Here is a 22137-nt window from a genome sequence, read left to right on the forward strand (position 1 = left end):
AATGAACTGGCCAGACCTTCCCTGCCTTGCCGCCGTCTCGTCGGCCCTCGCCACCGCCGTGATCCTGGCGGCCTGCCACCCGGGTCCTGACGCCGCCGGCACCGCGGCAGCCGCGTCCGCCCCCGCCGCCGGCCCTTCGGCATCCGGTGCCGCGATCGGCGTGTCCACCGTCTCCGCACGCCAGCAGGACGTGGCCGTCACGCTCAGCGCCACGGGCGCCGTCACGCCGCTGTCCAGCGTCGAGGTCCGGCCGCAGGTGACCAGCGTGATCGACAAGGTGCACATCCGCGAGGGACAGTTCGTCAAGGCGGGCGATCTGCTGTTCACGCTGGATTCACGCACCAACGAGGCGTTGGTCGCCCAGGCCCAGGCCCAGGTCGCCAAGGATCAGGCCACGCTGGCCGATGCACAGCGCCAGTTGCAGCGCAGCCGCGAGCTGCTGGCGCAGAACTTCATCTCCCAGGGCCAGGTCGACGCCAACCAGGCGGCCGTCGATTCGGCGGCCGCGCTGGTGCAGGCTGACCGGGCCGCGCTGTCGGCCGCCCGGGTCGCGCTTTCGTACGCGAAGGTGACCGCCCCCAGCGCCGGGCGGGTGGGCACGATCAATGTCTACGCCGGCACGGCGGTGCAGGCCAACACGACGCCGCTGCTGACCATCACCCAGCTGCAACCCATCGCCATCGCCTTCAGCCTCCCGCAGCGGCACCTGGCCGACGCCCTGGGAGCACTTCCCGGTGGTGGCGCACAGGTCAGCGCCAACCTGCCGGACGGCGGTGCCACGCGCCAGGGCCGCCTGAAGTTCGTCGACAACCAGGTCGACTCGGCGTCGGGAACGGTCAAGGTCAAGGCGGTCTTCGACAACGACGACGGCAAGCTCTGGCCGGGCGCCTTCGTCACCGTGAACATGACCGCCCGGACGCTGCGTGACGCGGTGGTGGTCCCGCAGGCCTCGATCATCCAGGGCTCGCGGGGCGACATCGTCTACGTTGTCCAGAACGGCCAGGCAGCGGCCCGCCCGGTGCAGGTCGCGTATTCGCAGGGGGACGACGCCGTCGTCTCCGGCGTGAAGGCCGGCGAGCGCATCGTCCTCGAAGGCCGGCAGAACCTGCGCCCCGGCGCCACGGTGGTCGAGCGCAGCCACGAAGGCAACTCGGCCGTCGCTGCATCGGGCGCCCAGAGCAAGGCGTCCGCACCATGAACCTGTCGGAACTGTTCATCCGCCGTCCTGTGATGACGGTGCTGCTCAACGCGGCCATCGTCCTGGCCGGCGTCATCGCGTATCGCAGCATCCCGATCGCCGCCCTGCCCAGCTACGACACGCCGGTGATCAACGTCGGCGCATCGCTGCCCGGCGCCAGCCCGGACACCATGGCCACCTCGGTGGCCCTGCCGCTGGAAAAGCAGTTCCAGACCATCCCGGGGCTGAAGACCATCAGCTCGTCCAGCACGCTGGGCAACACCTCGCTCACGCTGGAGTTCGACGAAGGCCGGGACATTGACGCCGCCTCGGTGGACGTGCAGGCCGCCCTGCTGCGCGCGCAACGCGCGCTGCCGCAGGACATGACCTCGCCGCCGTCCTACCGCAAGGTCAACCCGGCCGATGCGCCGGTGCTTTTCATCGCGCTGACCTCGCCCTCGCTCGCGCCCACCGAGCTGCAGGATTTCGCCGAGCACGTGATCTCGCCGGCACTGTCGACGATAGACGGCGTGGCGCAGATCAACATCTTCGGCGCCAAGCGATTCGCCGTGCGCGTGCGCGTGAACCCGGATGCGCTGTCGGCCCGCAACCTCGGGCTGGACGAGCTGTCGAGCGCCCTGCAGGCGGCCAACGTCAACACCCCTGTCGGCACGCTGGACGGACCGCGCCAGACGCTGACGCTGCAGGCCAACCGGCAGCTGCGCAACGCCGCCGAGTTCGCCGACCTGATCGTCGCCAACCGCCCCGGCGGCCCGGTGCGGCTGAGGGACGTCGCCAGCGTCGAGGACAGCATCGAGTCGCTCAAGACCTGGGCCACGGTCAATGGCGACACCTCGATCTCGCTGGCCATCTTTCGTCAGCCGGGCGCCAACACGGTCCGGGTGGTGGATGCGGTGCGCGAGGCCCTGCCGTTGCTGCAGAAGGAGATGCCGCAGTCGGTCGTGGTCACGCCGGTCAACGACCGTTCGGTCTCCATCCGCGATGCGCTGCACGACGTGTCCCTCACGCTGCTGGGCACCATCGCCCTGGTGGTGATGGTGATCTTCCTGTTCCTGCGCCGCTTCGTGGCGACCGCCATCCCGGCCCTGTCTCTGCCGGTCTCGCTGATCGGCGCCGTGGCCCTGCTGTGGGACCTGAACTACAGCCTGGACAACATCTCGCTGCTGGGTCTGACGCTGGCCGTGGGCCTGGTCGTCGACGATGCGATCGTGATGCTCGAGAACATCGTGCGCCACATCGAGGCGGGCGAGCGGCCCTTCCAGGCGGCGCTGCGCGGCTCGCGCGAGGTCGGCTTCACCATCATCTCGATCTCCACCTCGCTCGTGGCGGTGTTCATCCCGATCTTCTTCATGCCGGGGGTGATAGGCCTGCTGTTCCACGAGTTCGCGGTGATCGTCGGGCTGTCCATCATCGTCTCGGCCTTCGTCTCGCTGACGCTGGTGCCCATGCTGGCCAGCCGCTTCCTGGGCGACGAAGAGCACAAGAAGGCGCCGGGCCTGCTGGTGCGCTCCTTCGAGCGCGGCTTCAATGCGGTGCTGGGCGTGTACACCCGCTCGCTGGACGTGGCGCTGCGGCATCGGGGCTTCGTTCTCGTCGTCGCGGTGGCGACCTTCGTGGCCACGGCCTGGCTTTTCTACATCGTGCCCAAGGGTTTCTTCCCGGAAGAGGACATCGGCCAGATCTCGATCTCCACCGAGGCCCCCGAAGACACCTCCTTCACGGAGATGGTCCGCCTGCAGGAGCGCGCCGCCGCGATCGTTCGCGCCAACCCCAACGTGGCCACGGTGAGCTCCTTCAACGGCAGCGGCACCGGCGGCGCGCAGAACACCGGCCGCATGTTCATCAACCTCAAGCCTCAGGGTCAGCGCGAACCGATGAAGCAGATCATCGGGGGCCTGCGCAAGCAGCTGCGCGAGGTGGCCGGCATCAACGTCTACATGCAGCCCATCCAGAACCTGCGGCTGGGCGGGCGGCAGAGCAAGGCGCGCTACCAGTACATCCTGCAGAGCGTGCGGGCCGACGAGCTGAACGACTGGGCCCTGAAGCTGCAGGACAAGCTGCGAGAGGAACCGATCTTCCGCGACGTCACCACCGATGCCCAGCTGCGCGGCCTGCAGGCCCAGCTGAAGATCGACCGCGACCGTGCGAACACGCTGGGCGTGTCGATCGACGCCGTGCGCACCGCGCTGTACAGCGCCTTCGGCGAACGGCAGGTGTCCACCATCTACCTGCCCACCGACAGCTACCAGGTGATCATGGAGGTGGCGCCCGAAGCCAAGCAGGACGAGCGGGCCCTGTCCGGCATCTATGTGCGTTCCTCGAGCGGCGCCCTGGTGCCGTTGTCCGCGTTCGCCACGGTGGAGCGCACGGTGGGCCCCACCTCGGTGAACCACGTCGGCCAGCTGCAGGCCGTGACGGTGTCCTTCAACCTGGCCCCGAACGTCGCGCTGGGGGACGCCACGGCCAAGGTCGACCAGGCGCGAGAGGCGATCCGCATGCCGGCCACCATCGTCGCCAGCTACGGCGGCGACGCGGCGGTGTTCAAGAGCTCGCAGGGCAACCAGGCGGTGCTGATCGTCGCGGCGCTGCTGGTCATCTACGTGCTGCTGGGCGTGCTGTACGAGAGCTACATCCACCCGCTGACGATTCTTGCAGGCCTGCCCTCTGCCGCCGTGGGCGCCTTGGCGACCCTGATGCTCTTCGGTCAGGACCTGACGCTGATCGCCACCATCGGCATCGTGCTGCTGATCGGCATCGTCAAGAAGAACGCGATCATGATGATCGACTTCGCGCTCGACGCGCAGCGGCACCAGGGCCTGACGCCGCCCGAGGCGATCCGCGAGGCCTGCGTGCTGCGCTTCCGGCCGATCATGATGACGACGCTGGCAGCCCTGATGGGTGCCTTGCCGATCGCGCTGGGCCTGGGCGCCGGCGCCGAACTGCGCCAGCCGCTGGGCCTGGCCGTCGTCGGCGGCCTGGTCTTCTCGCAGGCGGTGACGCTCTACATCACGCCGGTCATCTACCTGGCGCTGGACCGCTTCAGCGGGCGCGGGCCGGTGACGACGCCCGAGGCCGCGGTGGAGGCGGCGAAGACGGCATAGCGTCCATCTCGCCGGGCAGCGTGTCGCCGAAGAGCGAAGGACGGAAGTCGTGCGCTTCATGCGGCATGTCGCCGGTCGCCCACAGCTCCAGCGCCTTGGCCGTCATCGGCCGCGCGAAGAAGTAGCCCTGCAGCTCGTCGCAGCCCATGGCCACCAGCAGGTCGCGCTGGGCCTCGGTCTCGACACCCTCGGCGACCACGCGCAGGCCGAGCGTGTGGGCCATCTGCACGATGGCCTCGGCGATGGAGCGCGCATCGGCGCTGGATTCCAGATCGCAGACGAACGCGCGGTCGATCTTGAGCTCGGCAGCCGGCAGGCGCCGCAGCGAGGCGAGGCTGGAGTAGCCGGTGCCGAAGTCGTCGATCGACACATGCACGCCCGCCGCGCGCAGCCGCGCGAAGGCACGGCGGGTGACCTCGGTGTCCTCCATGGCCACCGATTCGGTGATCTCGCAGGTGAAGCGGCCGGGCGGGATGCGGTGGCCGGACAGGGCCATCTGGATGCGGTCGACGATGTCGTCCTGCCGCATCTGGTAGCCCGAGATGTTGACCGCCACCCGCATGCGCAACCCCAGCTCACGCCATTGCGCGGCCTGGCGGCAGGCTTCTTCCATCACCCACAGGCCGATCGGGCCTATGAGGCCGTAGCGCTCCGCCAGCGGAATGAACTGCACCGGGCTCACCACCCCACGCTCGGGGTGCCGCCAGCGCAGCAGCGCCTCCGCCGCCGTGACCTGCAGGCTGCGGGCATCGACCTTGGGTTGGTAGTACAGCTCGAACTGACCGCGCTCCAGCGCCTGGCGCAGGTCCTGCAGCAGCGCCGCCTGTTCGCGAGCGCCCTCGCCCATCTGGGCCTGGTACTGCGCCTGCGCCGCACCGCCGGCGAGCTTCACGCTGCGCATGGCCAGCACGGCATTGGGCATCAGCATCGGCAGCGCGCCATGTTCGGGATAGTGGGCGATGCCGATCGAGCAGGCCAGTTGCACGCGCGCCTGGGCTAAAGCCAGAGGCTTGGAGAGCGCGCTGGCCACCCGTTCGGCAGCCCGGTGTCCGGCCGCGAGGTCGCCTTCGACCAGCAGGGCGAACTCGTCCGCCACCACACGGCAGGCACGCCGGCCCACGCAGGCCACCAATTGCGAGGCGACATGCTCCAGCAGCCGGTCGCCGTGGTCGTGGCCGAACGCGTCGTTGACTTCGCGGAAGTTGTCCAGGTCGAGGTACAGCAGGCTGAACCCCGCGGGATTGCCCTGGGCCTGCTTCGCCGCCTCGTCCAATGCGCGGTCGAACTGGCAGCGAGACATCATGCCGCCTGTGCGCTCGCCTCGGTCACCTCGTTGCTGGAGTGCCGCCGTGGCGTGGGCCAGCTCCGCCCGCAGGTCGCCCTGGCGCCGCAGAGCGCGCCGCCACAGGACGGCACAGCCGGCCGAAAGCAGGGCGCCCAGGAGGCACAAGCCCAGCAGCACGGCCTCGTGCGCGCCCAGGTCCAGTCCGGTCTGATAGGGATCCATGCCGGGCTATCGGCTTGATCAGCGTTCGCCTTGAGGCCCGCCTGGGCAAGCGACCCTGGACGGCGGGTTTTCCCGGAGTCGGCCGACCCGTGGGAACGACACCCACGGCGCAGGCGCAGACCGCTGCGGCCGCCGCCGCCCGCGGCGGCCTGGCCTGGTACCCGCCCCGCGGCCGCTGGCCGCTCCACCGAGTGAGGAGTCCCGTATGCAGCGAAGCTTCACCCTCGCCAGCGCCCTGGCACTGGCCACGCTGGCCATCCCTTCGGGCGCCGCCGATCGCGCCCAGAGCCGACTCCAGGGCTATTCGGAGGTCCCGGCCATCGCCACCGCCGCCAGCGGGCGCTTCAGGGCGACCATCAGGGAGCACGATGGCGTGATCGACTATGAACTCAGCTACACCGGGCTGGAGGGCGACGTTCGCCAGGCCCACATCCACATCGGACAGACCAGCGTCAACGGCGGCGTGATGGTCTTTCTCTGCCAGACCACCTTCAACACCGATCCCACCGGCCTCGCGCCCACCTGCGTGCAGGACGGGACAGTGACTGGCTCGCTGACGGCAGCCAATGTGATCGGCCCGGCCGGCCAGGGGGTGGACGCGGCGGAGTTCGGCGAACTGGTGCGTGCCATCCGCTCCGGCGTGGCCTACGCCAACGTGCACACCGCCAAGTACACCAGCGGTGAGGTGCGCGGGCAGATCTCGCTGAAGAACGAGTAGACCCGCTCAGCGCCCCCAGGCCGGCGGGCGCTTGTCCACGAAGGCCAGCACGCCCTCGAGCGCCGCCTCGTCCATCATGTTGCAGGCCATGGTGTGGCCGGCGTCGACATAGGCGGCCGCGACGCCGGCCTCGAGCTGCCGGTAGAACAACTGCTTGCCCAGGGCCACGGCCTGCCGCGGCTTGGCCACGATGCTGGCGGCCAGTTGCTCCACCGCGGCGTCCAGTCCGGCGACGTCATCGGCCAGGCGGTTGACCAGGCCTCGACGCTGCGCCTCGGCCGCGTCCACGAACTCGCCGGTCACCAGCATCTCGAAGGCCTCCTTGCGGCCCATGTTGCGGCTCAGGGCCACGGCCGGTGAAGAGCAGAACAGTCCGAGGTTGACGCCGCTGACGGCAAAGCGGGCGCTGCGCAGCGCGACGGCCAGGTCGCAGCTGGCCACGAGCTGGCAACCCGCCGCCGTTGCGACGCCCTGGACCCTGGCGATCACCGGAATGGGCAGCTGCTGCAGGGATTGCATGACCTTGGCGCAACGAGCGAACAGCTGCTGGTAATAGCCCAGCGAGGGCGCAGCGCGCATCTCGCGCAGGTCGTGGCCCGCACAGAAGGCCTTGCCGGCGGCGGCCACGATGAGCACGCGGGCCGACTCGTCCTTCGCCAAGGCGTCGCACTCGGCCTGCAGCGCATCCAGCATGCCTTCCGACAGGGCGTTGAAGGCCTGGGGCCGATTCATCGTCACCGTCACCACGCCCCGCGCATCGTCGTGACGCAGCAGCAGCGGATCGTCCTGGGTCAGCATGTCCACGCTCCATCCAATGACTCGCGGCCAATGTATCGCCGCCAGTGCGGAGCGACGGTGCTCGGTTACACTGCCCGCTTGCCAGGAGAGAGCCCCACCCGGGGCCGCCGAAGGCGCAGAGGGCGACACCCCTCGAACGCTCAGGCAAAAGGACTGGCAAGCGCTTCGCATCAGGATGCGGGGCGTTCCTCACTGGAGAGAGGCGGGTCTCGAACCCGTCCACCGAAGGGGCAAGCGGCACCGGGCATCCACCGGCGCCGTCAATCTCTCAGGTAAAGCGGACAGCGAGGGCAACCAACCGATTCAGGTTTTCAGGATTGCCCTCGACGACAAGGAACGCGCCCCGATGTCCTCCGCCGCCCCCGCCTCCGCCTCCGACCTGCAGCAGACCCCGCTGCACGCCCTGCACCTCGAACTGGGCGCCCGCATGGTGCCCTTTGCCGGCTACGCGATGCCGGTGCAATACCCCGCCGGCCTCATGGCCGAGCACAAACAGTGCCGCGAAGCCGCCGCGCTGTTCGACGTTTCCCACATGGGCCAGCTGCGCCTGATCGGCCCGGACGCCGCGGCGGCGCTCGAGACCCTGGTCCCGGTCGACGTGGTCGACCTGGCACCGGGCAAGCAGCGCTACGCCTTCTTCACCAATGACCAGGGCGGCCTGCTCGACGACCTCATGATCAGCCGGCCGGCGGCCGCCGACCTGGCGGATTTCGGCGACCTGTTCGTCGTCGTCAACGCCGGTTGCAAGGACGCAGACATCGCCCACCTGCGCCAGCACATCGGCCGCCGCTGCGAGGTCGTTCCGCTGCCCGACCGGGCGTTGCTCGCGTTGCAGGGTCCGCTCGCGGCGCAGGCGCTGGCTCGCCTGAACCCGGGTGTGGCCGCCCTCACCTTCATGACCGGCGGCGCCTTTACGCTGGCCGGTGCGCGCTGCTTCGTGACCCGCTCGGGCTACACCGGCGAAGACGGCTTCGAGATCTCGGTCCCCGCCGCCCAGGCCGTCGCGCTGGCCCGCGAGCTGCTGGCACAGCCGGAGGTCAAGCCCGCCGGGCTGGGTGCTCGCGACACGCTGCGGCTGGAGGGCGGCATGTGCCTGTACGGCCACGACATCGATGCCACCACCACGCCGGTCGAGGCCGGGCTGACCTGGGCCATCCAGAAAGTCCGCCGGGCCGGCGGCGCGCGGGCGGGCGGCTACCCGGGCGCGTCGGTGATCGATGCGCAGCTCGCCGGCGGCGCCCCCCGCAAGCGCGTCGGCCTGGTGGGCCTGGAGCGCGCGCCGGTGCGCGAAGGCACCCCCATCGTGGCAGCCGATGGCACGGCGCTGGGAGCCGTGACCAGCGGCACGCTCGGGCCGACGGTGAACCAGCCGGTCGCCATGGCCTACCTGCCCAGCACGCACACCGCGACCGGCACCGAGGTGTATGCCGAAGTTCGCGGCAAGCGCCTGCCGATGCGCGTGGCGGCGATGCCCTTCACGCCGCACCGCTACCACCGCGGCTGACACCCGCGCCCTCCCCCCGGCCCCAGGGTCGACCGCCTTGACCACCCGCCGGCGCTGAATCAACCTCTTGCTTTCCTGAACTCTTTCCCCCGAGGAGCCCTGCCCATGACGACCATGTTCACTGCCGATCACGAGTGGATCAACATCGAAGACCACGAGGCCGCGGTGGTCGGCATCACGCTGCATGCGCAGGACGCGCTGGGCGACGTGGTGTTCGTCGACCTGCCCGAGGTCGGCAAGACCTACAAGAAGGGCGAAGTGGCCGGCGTCGTCGAGTCGGTGAAAGCCGCCGCCGACCTGTACATGCCCGTGACCGGCGAAGTCGTCGAGGTCAACGAAGAGCTGCGCGCCAATCCGGCCCTGGCCAACACCGACCCGATGGGCAATGGCTGGTTCTTCAAGGTCCACGTGATCGAGATGGGCGAGTTCGACCAGCTGATGGACCCGCCCGCCTACGACGCCCTGCTCAAGACGCTCTAAGCCGCAGTCCCCTGCGTTCCTCCCTGGGCGGTGCCCGCCACCGCCCCGCCCCGCTGTTCGCCGCATTCCGTTCACCCGCGCCATGCTGATGCACGCCCATACTCCCCTCGACGCCCTCGAAAACCACGGCGAGTTCATCGCCCGCCACATCGGCCCGGACGACACCGACGAGGCGCACATGCTGAGCGTGGTGGGAGCCGCCTCGCGCCAGGCCCTGATCGATGCCGTCGTGCCGAGGTCCATCGTGCGCGGTGCTCCGATGGACTTGCCGCCGGTGGCGACGGAGGCCGAGGCGCTGGCCGAGCTGCGCGCGGTGGCGGCGAAGAACCAGGTGCTCAAGAGCTTCATCGGCCAGGGCTACCACGGCACCCACACCCCGGGCGTCATCCTGCGCAACATCCTCGAGAACCCGGCCTGGTACACCGCGTACACGCCCTACCAGGCGGAGATCTCGCAGGGCCGGATGGAGGCGCTGGTCAACTTCCAGACCATGGTCGCCGAGCTGACCGGCATGGCCATCGCCAACGCCTCGATGCTGGACGAGGCCACCGCCGCGGCCGAGGCCATGACGCTCGCCAAGCGCAGCGTCAAGAGCAAGAGCAACACCTTCATCGTCGCCGGCGATTGCCATCCGCAGACCATCGAGGTCGTCAAGACCCGCGCCGAGCCGCTGGGCATCGAAGTGCTGGTCGGCTTCGCCCCGGGGTTGATGCAGGAGCACGACTACTTCGCGGTGCTGGCCCAGTACCCTGCCACCGGGGGCCTGGTGCACGACATGCGCGAGTTCGTCGAGCAGGCGCATGCGAAGAACGCCGCCTTCATCGTGGCGGCCGATCTGCTGGCGCTGACCCTGCTGGCGCCTCCGGGCGAATGGGGCGCGGACATCGTCGTCGGCAACTCCCAGCGCTTCGGCGTGCCCATGGGCGGCGGCGGCCCCCACGCCGCCTTCATGGCCTGCCGCGAAGAGTTCAAGCGGTCGCTGCCGGGCCGGCTCGTCGGCGTCAGTGTCGACAACCACGGCAACCCGGCCTACCGGCTCGCGCTGCAGACGCGCGAGCAGCACATCCGCCGCGAGAAGGCCACGTCCAACATCTGCACCGCGCAGGTCCTGCTGGCCGTCATCGCCAGCATGTACGCGGTCTACCACGGCCCAGAGGGCCTCAAGCGCATTGCCACACGCGTGGCCAGCTACACCGCCATCCTTGCCGAGGGCCTGGCCAAGCTGGGCTGGAAGGTGCTGAACCCCTATGCGTTCGACACCCTGACCATCGACAGCGGCGACCACACCGAGGCGATCATGGGCCGCGCGGTGGCCGGGGGCGCCAACCTGCGCCGCCTGTCGCCCCGTCACATCGGCATCTCGCTCGACGAGACGACCACCCGCGAGGACATCGCCGCGCTCTGGAACTGGTTTGCCATCGACGGCCAGCCACTGCCGAAGGTCGAGGACTACGCCGGCGGTGTCGCGCTGCGGCTGCCCGAGGCCTTGCGCCGCACCTCGGCCTTCCTGACGCACCCGGTCTTCAACACGCACCACAGCGAGACCGAGATGCTGCGCTACCTGCGCCGCCTGGCTGACAAGGACCTGGCGCTGGACCGCAGCATGATCCCGCTCGGCTCGTGCACGATGAAGCTGAATGCGACCAGCGAGATGATCCCCATCACCTGGCCCGAGTTCGCGCAGATCCACCCCTTTGCGCCGGCCGACCAGCTGGCCGGCTATGCCGAGCTCGACGCCCAACTGCGCGACTGGCTCTGCCAGGCCACCGGCTACGCCGGCATCAGCCTGCAACCCAACGCCGGCTCGCAGGGCGAATACGCCGGCCTGCTGGCCATCCGCGGCTGGCATGCCTCGCGCGGCCAGGGCCATCGCAAGGTCTGCCTGATCCCCGAATCCGCGCACGGCACCAACCCGGCTTCCGCCCACATGGTGGGCATGCAGGTGCTGGTGGTGAAGTGCGACGAGAACGGCAACGTCGATCTCGAAGACCTGAAGGCCAAGTGCGAGCAGCACCGCGATGACCTGGCCTGCATCATGATCACCTACCCCTCCACCTACGGCGTGTTCGAGCCGCGGGTGAAGGAGCTGTGCGCCATGGTCCACCAGTACGGAGGCCGGGTGTACGTGGACGGCGCCAACATGAACGCGCTGGTCGGCATCGCCGCGCCGGGCCAGTTCGGCGGCGACGTGAGCCACCTGAACCTGCACAAGACCTTCTGCATCCCGCACGGCGGCGGCGGCCCCGGCGTCGGCCCGGTCTGCGTGGTGGAGGACCTGGTGCCCTTCCTGCCCGGCCATGCCACGGGCGGCCTCGCGCGTGAAGGCGGCGTGGGAGCCGTCAGCGCCGCGCCCCTGGGCAATGCCGCCGTGCTGCCCATCAGCTGGATGTACATCCGCATGATGGGCGCCGATGGCCTGAAGCACGCCACCGAGACGGCCATCCTGAGCGCGAACTACGTCGCGGCAAAGCTCTCCGACCACTACGACATCCACTTCAGCGGCGGCATCGAGGGCATCAAGGGCGGCGGCGTGGCTCACGAATGCATCCTCGACCTGCGCCCGCTGAAGGAAAGCTCCGGCGTCACCGCCGAGGACGTCGCCAAGCGCCTGATCGACTACGGCTTCCACGCGCCCACGTTGAGCTTCCCGGTGGCCGGCACGCTGATGGTGGAGCCGACGGAAAGCGAGCCCTGCGTCGAGCTGGATCGCTTCTGCCACGCGATGATTTCCATCCGCGAAGAGATCCGCAAGGTCGAGAGCGGCGCCTGGCCGAAGGACGACAACCCGCTGAAGAACGCCCCGCACACCTCCCAGAGCCTGCTCAAGGCCGACTGGCCGCACGCCTACAGCCGTGAAGAGGCCGCCTACCCCGTGGCCGAGCTGCGCCAGCACAAGTACTGGTCTCCGGTCGGCCGTGTCGACAACGTGTACGGCGACCGAAATCTGTTCTGCAGCTGCGTGCCCACCAGCGCCTACAACGAGTAGCCCCACCCACCATGGCCGTCTCCGTCTTCGACCTCTTCAAGATCGGCATCGGGCCGAGCAGCTCGCACACGGTCGGCCCGATGCGGGCGGCGCGGCTGTTCGCCGGCCGCCTGCGCAGCGAAGGATTGCTCGCCCGCACCGCGCGGGTCCGCTGCTGGCTCTACGGCTCGCTCGGTGCGACAGGCAAGGGGCACGGCAGCGACAAGGCGGTGCTGCTGGGCCTGGCCGGCCATGAGCCCGACACGGTCGAGGTGGATTCGGTGCCGGCCCTGCTCGATGCGATCCGCGGGGCGAAGCGGCTCGTGCTGCTGGGCGAGCACGAGGTGGTTTTCGACGAGGCCGAAGACATCGTCTTCCTGCGCCGCGAGTCGCTGCCCTTCCATGCCAACGGCATGCGGATCGTGGCGTACGACGAGGCCGGCCAGGAGGTCGAGAACCGCGTGTACTACTCGGTCGGCGGCGGCTTCGTCGTCAGCGACGAGGTGGCGCAGGACGGCACCCGCCAGAAGGTGATCGCACCGGACGCCACCGTGCTGCCGATGCCGTTCCGCTCGGGCGAAGAGCTGTTGCAGGTCTGCGAGCGCGAGCAGCTCAGCATCGCCCAGGTCATGCGCATGAACGAGCGCCACTGGCGCACGGACGCCGAGATAGACGCCGGCCTGCTGCGCATCTGGCGCGTGATGCAGGATTGCGTGGCCCGCGGCTTGCGCAACGAGGGCGTGCTGCCCGGCGGCTTCAAGGTCAAGCGCCGCGCGCCGCAGCTCTACCGAGACCTCACCGCCAATCCCGAGGCCGCCCTGCGCGACCCGCTGCAGGTGATGGACTGGGTCAATCTCTACGCCCTCGCCGTGAACGAGGAGAACGCCGCCGGCGGCCGCGTCGTGACCGCTCCTACCAATGGCGCGGCCGGCATCGTGCCCGCGGTGCTGCACTACTACCACCGCTTCGTGTACGGCTCGACGGACACCGGCGTGGTCGACTTCCTGCTCACCGCCGCCGCCATCGGCATCCTCTACAAGGAGAACGCCAGCATCTCCGGGGCCGAGGTGGGTTGCCAGGGCGAGGTCGGCGTGGCTTGCTCGATGGCCGCGGGCGCCTTGGCTGCGGTCATGGGCGGCACGCCGGCCCAGGCCGAGAACGCCGCCGAAATCGGCATGGAGCACCACCTGGGCCTGACCTGCGATCCGGTCGGCGGGCTGGTGCAGATCCCCTGCATAGAGCGCAACGCCATCGCTTCGGTGAAAGCGATCAATGCGGCCCGCATGGCGCTGCATGGCGACGGCACCCACCACGTCAGCCTGGACAAGGTCATCAAGACGATGCGCGAGACCGGCGCCGACATGCAGACCAAGTACAAGGAGACCGCCCGGGGCGGGCTCGCTGTCAACATCGTCGAGTGCTGAGCGCCCCCAAGCGCGGCTAGCGCGCCGCCGGGTCGCGCGAGGCCAATGCGCGCCGGATCTCGGCCAGCAGCGTCTCCGTGTCCAGCGGGCGGCGCAGGTAATGCAGCGCACCAAGCGCCATGCCGCGGGCACGAGAAGCCTCGTCCCAGTGCGTGGCCGACAGGAAAAGGAACGGGATGTCTCGAAGCGCCGGCTCGGCCTTGACGGCCGCGATGAAATCGAAGCCGCTGCCCTCGCGCATCCCGACGTCGCTGATGATCAGGTCGGGCTGCTCGGCTCGGGCCAGGTCCAACGCCGCGGCCGCGGTCTCGGCGGTCAGCACCCGGTAGCCCAGCGGCTCGAGCAGGTTGCGCTTCATCTCGACGTTGTAGCGGGTGTCGTCCAGCACGAGGATGGTCTGGCCCGGCGGCGGCGCCAGCGGCGGAGGCGACGGCGCGGCCACGGGCATGGCCGGCCCGGAATGCAATGCCGGCACCAGCGTGGCCAGCGTGGCCATGAAGCTGGCCGGGTCGATCGGCTTGGACACATAGGCATCGAAGCCGGCGGCGAGGATGCGGTCGCGGTCTCCCACCATGGCGAGTGCGGTCACGGCGACCAGCGGGATCCTGCTCCATTCCGGCCGCGCCTTGATGCGGCCGGCCAGTTCATAGCCGTCCATCACCGGCATCTGGATGTCGCACAGCACCAGATCGAAGTGCCGGCCCTCTTCAAGCCTGGCCAGCGCGTGCGCGCCGTTCTCGACCGCACACACCTCGCATCCCGAGCTTTCGAGCAGGTAGCTGATGAGCGCCAGGTTGATCGCGTTGTCGTCCACCACCAGCAGGCAGGGCTTGCTCATGGTCGAACTTCCTCGGCGGGTGCGGACTTGAGCGCGAGCCAGAACCGGCTGCCCACGCCGGGCGTGCTCTCGACCTCGATGGTGGTGCCGTGCAATTCGGCGAACTTGCGGCACAGGTGCAGCCCGAGGCCCGTGCCTTCTATGCTGGCCCGCTGGCTCGCGTGCCCCACCTGGGTGAAGGCCTGGAACAGCTGAGCCATCTCTTCCGGCGTCATGCCGACGCCGGTATCCGCCACGCCCAGCACGATCCGGCCCTCCCCCTCTGGCCCTGTCTCGGGTCGGACGAACACCTCGACCCGGCCCTGCTGGGTGAACTTGATGGCGTTGTTGGCGAGATTGATCAGGATCTGCTGCAGGGCCCGGCGATCGGCCCAGGCCGTCACCGGCCCCTTCGGCGCTTGCAGCAGCAGCTCCAGCCGCTTGCCCCCGGCCGCCGGCTTCAGCGAGGTGACCACCTCCTCGGCCAGGGCGTGGCAATCGACGGACACCAGGTTCATCTGCATGCCGCCGGAGTCGATCTTGGCCAGGTCCAGCAGGTCGTTGATCAGCGACAGCAGGTGCTTGCCGCTGGACTGCACCATGGCGAGCTGCTTTTCCTGGTCGGTGGTCAGCGGCCCGGGCAGCCGCATCAGCAGGATGCCGGTGAAGCCGATGATGGCGTTCAGCGGGGTGCGAAGCTCGTGGCTCATGGTGGCCAGGAAGCGGTCCTTGGCGCGGTTGGCGCGCTCCAGCTCGACGTTCTTGTCCTCCAGGGCCTTCTCCACCCGGCGGCGCTCGCTGATGTCGCGGATGGCGGACAGGCCGAACATGCCCACGTCGGTGCGCAGCGGGCTCAACGAGATCTCGACCGGGAACTCCTCTCCGCTCTTGCGCTGGCCGTAGAGCTCCAGCCCCTGGCCCATGGGCCGGGTGTGCGGCTGGGCCATGTAACGCTCGCGGTGCCGGCCGTGCCCGGGCCGGAAGCGCGGGGGCATCATCGTTTCCAGCGGCCTGCCGACCAGCTCCTGGGCGCCGTAGCCGAACATGACTTCAGCCTGCCGGTTGACGAAGGCCACGCGCCCGATCTCGTTGACGACGATCACCGCGTCTGGCATGGAATCGAGCAGGTCGCGAAAGCGTGCCTCCAGCAGCTGGGCATCGCGCCGAGTGCGCAGCAGCGTCACATCGGCCAGGCTGTAGACCTGGCCCGCCGCGGCGCCATCTCGGGCCTTCAGCGGCCGGGCCGCCACGCTCACGTACAGCAGCGACCCATCGGCGCAGCGCGCAACCGTGTCGAACGTCGTCGCATCGCCGCTGCTCACCGAGGCATGCGTGCCACCGCGGCGCGCGCCCTGCTCTTCCTGCGGCAACAGCAACTCATGCAGGCGCTGCCCGATCGTCGCCCCGCGGGCGTGCCCGAACATGGCCTCGGCCGTTCGATTCCAGAAGCGGATCCTGCCGTCCTCCCCGACCAGCACGATGGCCCCGGGCGAATCTTCAGCAATGCTCTCGAAAAGCGCCGCGTCAAGCATGTGCGCCCCATCCCTTTTCGCCCCTTGATTTAGTGTTGAGGGCGCCGGCCCATCTTGCCCTTCGGCTTGACGGATATCAATGTAGGGGCTTCCCGTGGAATCGTTTACCTTCATGCACCACTACTGAGCGTGGCTGCCTAGAATCAACCTCCTGAACCCGTGATCGGCTCTCATGCAACCCACTGAATCCAACGCCTTGCCGGCATCGATCGCGCTGGTCGACGACGATGTCGAGTACACCGAGTTCCTGGCCCAGCATCTGCGCAGCCTGGGCGTGCAAGTCCACCGTTTCGCCGACAGCGACGAGCTGCTGGCCGACACCGCCCCCTTCAGCTATGGCTTCTACCTCGTCGACCTGATGCTGCCCGGCATCGACGGGGTCGAGCTCATCCGGGTGCTGCGCCGGCGCACCCATGCCGGGGTCCTGGTGGTCTCGGGTCGGGTCGCCGAGGACGTGTTCTCGTCCGTCGTCGACGCGGGCGCGGACATGCACCTGGCCAAGCCCGTCACCTTCGACCAGGTGGTCGTCGCCATCCGCGCGGTCCACCGGCGCGTGATCGCCACCGAGTCCGGCTCGAAGGAATGGGTGCTCGACCGCCACGCGGGCCAGCTCGTGGCGCCCGACGGCGTACGGGTGGACCTCAGCGAAGGCGACCTGGTCGTCATGCAATGCTTCGCCGAAGCCGAAGGCCAGACGGTGACTCGCGAGCAGCTTTGCGTTCGCCTCGGCCGCCCGGTGACCGACGAGCCCGACAACACCTTGAGCGCCACGCTGTACCGCCTGCGTCGCCGCATCGAGCGCGCCACGCCGGTGGTGGTACCCATGCAGTCGCAGTCGCGCGTCGGCTACATCTTCAGGGCGCCCTTGCGGGCGGTCTAGGAGCCCGAGGCGCTCGGGCGTGGCCCTTGATGGCCAGCAGCGCATCTCTTCATTCATCTGGAACCCTCCTCCTGGAGGAGGGCCTGGGAGGAGTCGTCGAGCTTGCCGGAGCCCCCTCGTGGAGGGGGTTGGGGAAGCTGAACATTCGGCCGCAAGCCTGGGGCCCCGAGTGCGCTCGGGGCCCTAGGCCTCTTCCATCAGCGGCAGCCACAGCCTGAAGACGCTGCCGCCTGGGGGGTTGGGGGCCCAGCCGGCATGGCCGCCATGGCGGCGCATGACCTCGCGCACGACGTGCAGGCCCAGGCCGTGTCCCGGTAGCCCGTGGTCGCCACGGGCGCCTCGCTCGAACAGGCGCTGCTGCAGTTCGGTCGAAAGCCCGGGGCCTTCGTCTCGCACCTCGAAGACCAGGCCCAGCGGCTCGTCGCTGTCACTGATCGACAGGGCCACCGGCGAGCCGGCGGGCGAATACGCCAGCGCGTTGGCCAGCAGATTGCGAAGGGCCAGCCTCATCAGGCCGATGTCCATGGCCGCCGTCCGGGCGTGTGTCGCAGGGCTCCTGGTGACCCGGCCGCGCTGCGTCGGATCGAGGTCGCCCATCACGAGTTCGACCAGCATGTTGACGTCTGCATCCCGGGGCGAGAGCGGCTGGACGCTGGCCAGCATGGTGGTCGAGGCCAGGGTGTTGTCCAGGGCCCCCACGATGTGGCCAATGACCTTGCGCGCTCTCTGCAGGCGAGCCTGCGCCTCGGCGCGGTCCTGCTTCGATTCGGCCTGCAGGGCAGCCTCGACCCCCTGCAGGGCCGCCGAAGCGTTGTTCAGGGGCTGGCGCACCTCGTGTGCGAGCACGCGCACGAACTCGTCGCGTTCGGCCAGCCGCTCGCCCAGGGCGGCGGCCTGCGCTTCGGCCGCTTCCCGCTGGATCTGCTCCTGCACCAGCGCGCGGGCCTGCGCTTCGCGGCGCAGGCGAGTGCCTTCGAGCGCGAGGCCGACATAGCCGACGCTGCCGAAGATGCCCGCCACCAGGCCGCCGGCGATCACGAGCACCAGGTCCAGCGTCGGGCGCAGGGAGGGCGGCGGCAAAAGCCCCAACAGCGTGCCGAGCAGGCGCAGCACGTACGTCGCTCCGAGAAAGGCGTACGCCCCGCTGATGAGCTCGGCGCCGCGCCCGGTAGGCAGGCGGCCGACCTGGTGGGCGAGCACCGCGAGGGAAAAGGCCGCGAGGGACATCAGGCCGCCCACGAGCGGCCGGCGCAGCGCGATGCCTCCGAGATCCGCCGCCAGGGAAAGCACGATCGCCAATGCCGTCAACGCCATGGCCTCGCGCCACCATTGCCATTTGCGTCGCTCGCGCAGCAGCGCGCAGATGCGCAGGCCCAGCCCCAGCAGGCCGAGGGCCACCGGCAGCAGCACGGTCCAGAAACGCGGCGCCGAATCGCGCAGCGCGTACAGCAGGTAGGTCGAGCCGATCAGCACCCCGCCGCCGCACCACAGCGAGGTGGCGGTGCCGTCGTGGTGGCGCCGCACGATCGTCCACACCAGGCCGGACATCAGCAGGTAGACGACACCCACCACGTAAAGCGCGGTGTGGGTGTCGAGCGGGATCAGCGGCATCGGGCGAAACGATTCTCGGGCGGGGAAGCAGCGGCGATTCTCTGCCAGCGCAGCCGGCGCGGTGCCGGGGTTCACCGCATGGGCCGGGCGTCCGGCCGGCGTTAAGCTTTCGAACATGAACCTTTTGCTTGCCGAGGACGACGCCATCCTGTCGGACGCCCTGTCGGCCCAGTTGCGCCAGGCCGGATTCGAGGTGGACCACGCGCCGAACGGCGCGGTGGCCGAGTACCTGCTGCTCAAGCAACCCTTTGACGTGGCGATCCTCGACCTCGGGCTGCCCCTCGTCGACGGCCTGACGGTGCTCAAGCGCGTGCGCGCGGCCAAGCCGGCTTTGCCCGTGCTGGTGCTGACGGCGCTGGACAGCCTGGACGACCGGGTGGCCGGCCTCAATGCCGGCGCAGACGACTACCTGACCAAGCCTTTCGACTTTCCCGAACTGGAGGCGCGGCTGCGTGCCCTGCTGCGCCGTACCCGGCCCCTGGACCACGCGGCGGAAATGGGCCACCTGAGCTTCGACCGCGACACCCGCCGCGCCATCGTGCGGGGCGAGCCGCTGGACCTCAGCCCCCGCGAGTGGATGCTGCTCGATCTGCTGCTCTCCCAACGCGACAAGGTCGTCACCAAGGAACAGATCCAGCAGGCCTGGGCGCTGGACCGAACCGAGCCGGCGAGCGCCACCAACTCGATCGAGGTCTACATCCACCGCCTGCGCCGCAAGCTGGAGCAGTCGGGCCTGGCCATCCGCACCGTGCGCGGCCTGGGCTACCTGCTGGAAGCGGATGCGGAAGCCGGCGCCTGAGCTCACCGGCCCGTCGCTGCACCGCCAGCTGCTGATCTGGTTGCTGGCGCCGCAGCTGGTGCTGTGGATCGTCGGTGCGTTCGTCACCTACAACCTGGCCGCGCGATACGCCAACCAGGCCATCGATGCCAGCCTGTCGCAGGCCACGCGCTCGCTGGCGCGGCAGGTCAAGCCCATCGGCAATGGATTGCTGGTCGACTTCCCGCGCGCGGCACAGGACATCCTCGAGGCGGACCCTAACGACCGGGTTCTGTTCACCGTCAGCGCCCCGCCCGGGCAGTACATCCTCGGCAATCGCAACCTGCCGCCGCCGCACGGCATTCCGGCGCAACCGGCGCTGGGCGAGCCGTACTTCTACAACGGCGAGATCGCGCAGCCCGAAGGCATGGGCAGCGAGCGGGTTCGGGTGGCTGCCCTGTACCTCAGCTATGGCGAGGACAGCGGCTCGCAGCAGACCATGCTGGTGCAGGTGGCCCGCAACAGTGCCAACCGGGAGGAGCTGGCGCGCCGCATCCTCGTGGACACCGTGCTGCCGCTGTCCGGGCTGATCGCGCTGATGACCATGATCGTCTGGGCCGGCATCCGGGCCGGCCTGGCCCCCCTGGTGCGTTTGCGCAGCCTGGTCGAAGGCAAGGCCCCGAACGACCTGACCGCCATCGAGCTGGACGCGGCCCCGCGCGAGGTGCGCGCGCTGGCGCGGGCCATCAACGAGCTGCTCGGCGCGGTGCAGCACAACGTCGTCGCGCAGAAGCGCTTCATCAGCGATGCCGCCCATCAATTGCGCACGCCGCTCGCCGGGCTGAAGAGCCAGACCGAACTCGCGCTGAAGGAGGCCCAGGGCGACGCTGCCCTCCTCGCACGCCTGCACCGCGTGCACGAGAGCGCTACCCGCAGCGCCCACCTGGTGAACCAGCTGCTGACGCTGGCTCGCGCCGAGCCGGAGTCGGCGTCGGTGCAGGCCCGGCAGAAGATGGACCTGGCCCGCCTGGCGCGCGAGCTCACGGCCGAGCTGGTGCCGCGGGCCCGTCAGGCGGGCATCGACCTGGGCTATGCGCAGACCGACGATGCCGCGACGCCGGTCGAGGTGATCGGCATCCCACTGCTCCTGCGCGAAGCCCTGTTCAACGTGGTGGACAACGCGCTTCACTACGCCGGCCGGGGCTCGGAGGTGACCGTCCGCGTCGCGCGAGAAGGCGACAAGGCGATGGTCGAAGTCAGCGACACCGGCCCCGGCATCGCGGCCGACCTGCGGGAGCAGGTCTTCGATCGCTTCGTGCGCGGCACCCACGAGGGCAACGGATGCGGCCTCGGCCTGGCGATCGTGCGCGAGATCGTCGAGCGGCACGCCGGGCAAGTGCAGCTCGACACGACGCCGCCGCACGGACTCACGCTGCGGATCCGTCTGCCGCTGGCGCGCTGAGTCGCCCTGTTCTTCCACTTCTGCGCCCCCGGCCCGGGCCGCCCCAGGGTGCGAGCCCGTCTGCGCCCTCCAACTAGTGGAAAGCACCAATAAAGCTTTCGTTAATGTCTCTTTAATAATTCGCTCACTCGCAAGGTACATGAACGTTTCTTGAACGCTTCGTGTGGCGGCGAGCCCCACCTCCAAGAAGCGGCAGGAGACACGAGCGATGAGACGACCCCCTTCCCCTGGCCCTCGCGGCCCTCCCCCTGGCCCTGGCCGCCGGCGGCGCGCAAGCCCTGGACTACACCGGCTACTTCCGCGGCGGGCCGGGCCTGACCTCGGCGGACACCTCCCGCGCCTGCTATGCGCTCAATGGCGGCAGCCCGGGGATGAAGTACCGGCTGGGCAACGAATGCGACTTCTACGGCGAATTCCAGCTCGCCCAAGGGTTCAAGACCGAGGGCATCGACACCCGCGCGGTGCTGATGCTCAACCACTGGACCGGCGCCACCGACACGGATGGCGAGGGCGTCAAGATCGAGCAGATGTTCGCCGAGGCCAAGGGCTTCGACGTCGCGCCCGACGCGACCTTCTGGATCGGCAAGGAGCGCGGCCGCCGCGGCGACGTGCACATCGTCGACACCTACTTCGTCGAGATGGCCGGCGTAGGCGCCGGCTTCAAGGGCCAGCCGGTCGGCCCGGGAAAGCTCGGGGTGGCCTTCTACCGCACCGATGGCGACGCGGTTCATCCAGGCAACCGCGTGAATGCCGAGTGGGTGGATGTCCCGACCAACGCGGACGGCAAGCTCAACCTTTTCGCCACCTTGACCAAAGGCGACTTCGACGGCGGCAGGAGCGGCGCCGGCCTGAGCCTGCGGCACGACCAGGCCAATCTCTTCGGTACCGGCCTGAACAACACCCTGTTCGTGCAGTTCGCGCAAGGATCCACTTCCCTCAACGCCAACTTCGGCGACCTCACCGCCGGCTCCAAGGCCAAGGCCTGGCGCATCGTCGAGAGCGTCAACGGCCAGAAGGGCGCGCTGGGTGGCCAGGCGATGCTGCTGCTGGCCAGCCAGACCGATGGCCTGGGCGCACGCACCACGTCTGCCTCGTTAGGTGGCCGCATCTCCTACGCCTTCACCCGCAATTTCAAGCTGCTGACCGAAGCCGGCTACTCGCAATACAAGGCCGAAGGCAGCCCGACGGCGAAGCTGGCCAAGCTGACCATTGCGCCCACCCTGTCGACCGGCCCGGACTTCTGGAACCGCCCCGAATTCCGCCTCTACGTCACCACCGCCAAGTGGAACGCCCCCGCCGGCAATGTGACGGGCCAGCCCGCATTTGATGGCGAGACCCGAGGCACCAGTTATGGCGCCCAAGTGGAGTGGTGGTTCTAATCCC

General features: G+C 69.3%; 16 protein-coding genes and 2 riboswitches. Of the genes, 11 read left to right on the forward strand and 5 right to left on the reverse strand.

The features are described 5' to 3' along the window. Window position 1: 1 nt before the first annotated feature. On the forward strand, window positions 2–1198 hold the full coding sequence (locus ACS5PM_RS18565) for an efflux RND transporter periplasmic adaptor subunit (RefSeq protein WP_439389156.1): 1197 nt from the start codon (window positions 2–4) through the stop codon (window positions 1196–1198). Next, window positions 1195–4299 (forward strand): efflux RND transporter permease subunit, encoded by a 3105-nt coding sequence (locus tag ACS5PM_RS18570; protein ID WP_439389157.1) that lies wholly within the window; start codon window positions 1195–1197, stop codon window positions 4297–4299. The genes ACS5PM_RS18565 and ACS5PM_RS18570 overlap by 4 nt, the downstream gene beginning before the upstream one ends. Here the strand turns inward: ACS5PM_RS18570 and ACS5PM_RS18575 are convergent. Further along, a complete protein-coding gene (locus ACS5PM_RS18575; RefSeq protein ID WP_439389158.1) occupies window positions 4238–5806 on the reverse strand; it encodes a putative bifunctional diguanylate cyclase/phosphodiesterase in 1569 nt (522 codons plus the stop codon). The genes ACS5PM_RS18570 and ACS5PM_RS18575 overlap by 62 nt on opposite strands. A gap of 205 nt (window positions 5807–6011) precedes the next feature. Here ACS5PM_RS18575 and ACS5PM_RS18580 point away from each other — a divergent pair, with 205 nt between their 5' ends. Continuing rightward, a complete protein-coding gene (locus ACS5PM_RS18580; RefSeq protein WP_439389159.1) occupies window positions 6012–6524 on the forward strand; it encodes a CHRD domain-containing protein in 513 nt (170 codons plus the stop codon). A gap of 6 nt (window positions 6525–6530) precedes the next feature. Here ACS5PM_RS18580 and ACS5PM_RS18585 read toward each other — a convergent pair whose 3' ends face one another. Next, a complete protein-coding gene (locus ACS5PM_RS18585) occupies window positions 6531–7322 on the reverse strand; it encodes an enoyl-CoA hydratase (protein ID WP_439389160.1) in 792 nt (263 codons plus the stop codon). Between the two features lie 72 nt (window positions 7323–7394). Then, window positions 7395–7488: riboswitch (glycine riboswitch) on the forward strand. A 16-nt stretch (window positions 7489–7504) separates the two neighbouring features. After that, a riboswitch (glycine riboswitch) is annotated at window positions 7505–7617 on the forward strand. A 51-nt stretch (window positions 7618–7668) separates the two neighbouring features. Between ACS5PM_RS18585 and gcvT the strand changes: the two genes are divergently transcribed. From gcvT to ACS5PM_RS18605, 4 genes are all read left to right on the forward strand, one after another. Continuing rightward, complete coding sequence (gcvT, locus tag ACS5PM_RS18590; RefSeq protein WP_439389161.1) at window positions 7669–8826, forward strand: glycine cleavage system aminomethyltransferase GcvT; 1158 nt, start codon at window positions 7669–7671, stop codon at window positions 8824–8826. A 105-nt stretch (window positions 8827–8931) separates the two neighbouring features. Then, window positions 8932–9306, forward strand: a complete 375-nt coding sequence (gene gcvH / locus ACS5PM_RS18595; RefSeq protein ID WP_439389162.1) for a glycine cleavage system protein GcvH — start codon at window positions 8932–8934, stop codon at window positions 9304–9306. A gap of 82 nt (window positions 9307–9388) precedes the next feature. Then, window positions 9389–12292, forward strand: a complete 2904-nt coding sequence (gene gcvP / locus ACS5PM_RS18600) for an aminomethyl-transferring glycine dehydrogenase (RefSeq protein WP_439389163.1) — start codon at window positions 9389–9391, stop codon at window positions 12290–12292. Window positions 12293–12303: 11 nt separating this feature from the next. Beyond that, window positions 12304–13695 (forward strand): L-serine ammonia-lyase, encoded by a 1392-nt coding sequence (locus ACS5PM_RS18605; protein ID WP_439389164.1) that lies wholly within the window; start codon window positions 12304–12306, stop codon window positions 13693–13695. Between the two features lie 16 nt (window positions 13696–13711). On the opposite strand, the gene ACS5PM_RS18610 is transcribed toward ACS5PM_RS18605, so the two are convergent. Beyond that, a complete protein-coding gene (locus tag ACS5PM_RS18610) occupies window positions 13712–14533 on the reverse strand; it encodes a response regulator (RefSeq protein WP_439389165.1) in 822 nt (273 codons plus the stop codon). Then, entirely contained in the window at window positions 14530–16044 is a 1515-nt protein-coding gene (locus ACS5PM_RS18615; protein ID WP_439389166.1) for a PAS domain-containing sensor histidine kinase, read from the reverse strand. The genes ACS5PM_RS18610 and ACS5PM_RS18615 overlap by 4 nt, the downstream gene beginning before the upstream one ends. Window positions 16045–16216: 172 nt before the next feature. Between ACS5PM_RS18615 and ACS5PM_RS18620 the strand changes: the two genes are divergently transcribed. Then, window positions 16217–16924, forward strand: coding sequence for a response regulator transcription factor (locus ACS5PM_RS18620; RefSeq protein WP_439389167.1), 708 nt, complete (start codon window positions 16217–16219; stop codon window positions 16922–16924). A 183-nt stretch (window positions 16925–17107) separates the two neighbouring features. Here the strand turns inward: ACS5PM_RS18620 and ACS5PM_RS18625 are convergent, their stop codons facing one another. Then, entirely contained in the window at window positions 17108–18535 is a 1428-nt protein-coding gene (locus ACS5PM_RS18625) for a sensor histidine kinase (protein WP_439389168.1), read from the reverse strand. A 115-nt stretch (window positions 18536–18650) separates the two neighbouring features. Between ACS5PM_RS18625 and ACS5PM_RS18630 the strand changes: the two genes are divergently transcribed. The 3 genes from ACS5PM_RS18630 (at window position 18651) to ACS5PM_RS18640 (ending at window position 22133) form a co-directional block, all read left to right on the forward strand. Beyond that, complete coding sequence (locus ACS5PM_RS18630) at window positions 18651–19334, forward strand: response regulator transcription factor (protein ID WP_439389169.1); 684 nt, start codon at window positions 18651–18653, stop codon at window positions 19332–19334. Next, the gene (locus ACS5PM_RS18635) at window positions 19315–20754 is read left to right on the forward strand and encodes a sensor histidine kinase (protein ID WP_439389170.1); all 1440 of its coding nucleotides are present in this window, start codon (window positions 19315–19317) and stop codon (window positions 20752–20754) included. Before ACS5PM_RS18630 ends, ACS5PM_RS18635 begins: the two co-directional genes overlap by 20 nt. Before the next feature lie 278 nt (window positions 20755–21032). Further along, window positions 21033–22133 (forward strand): maltoporin, encoded by a 1101-nt coding sequence (locus ACS5PM_RS18640; protein ID WP_439389371.1) that lies wholly within the window; start codon window positions 21033–21035, stop codon window positions 22131–22133. The last annotated feature ends 4 nt before the right edge of the window (window positions 22134–22137 follow it).

Origin of the sequence: Ideonella flava (assembly GCF_051857595.1) — a bacterium.
GTDB lineage: Bacteria > Pseudomonadota > Gammaproteobacteria > Burkholderiales > Burkholderiaceae_C > Ideonella.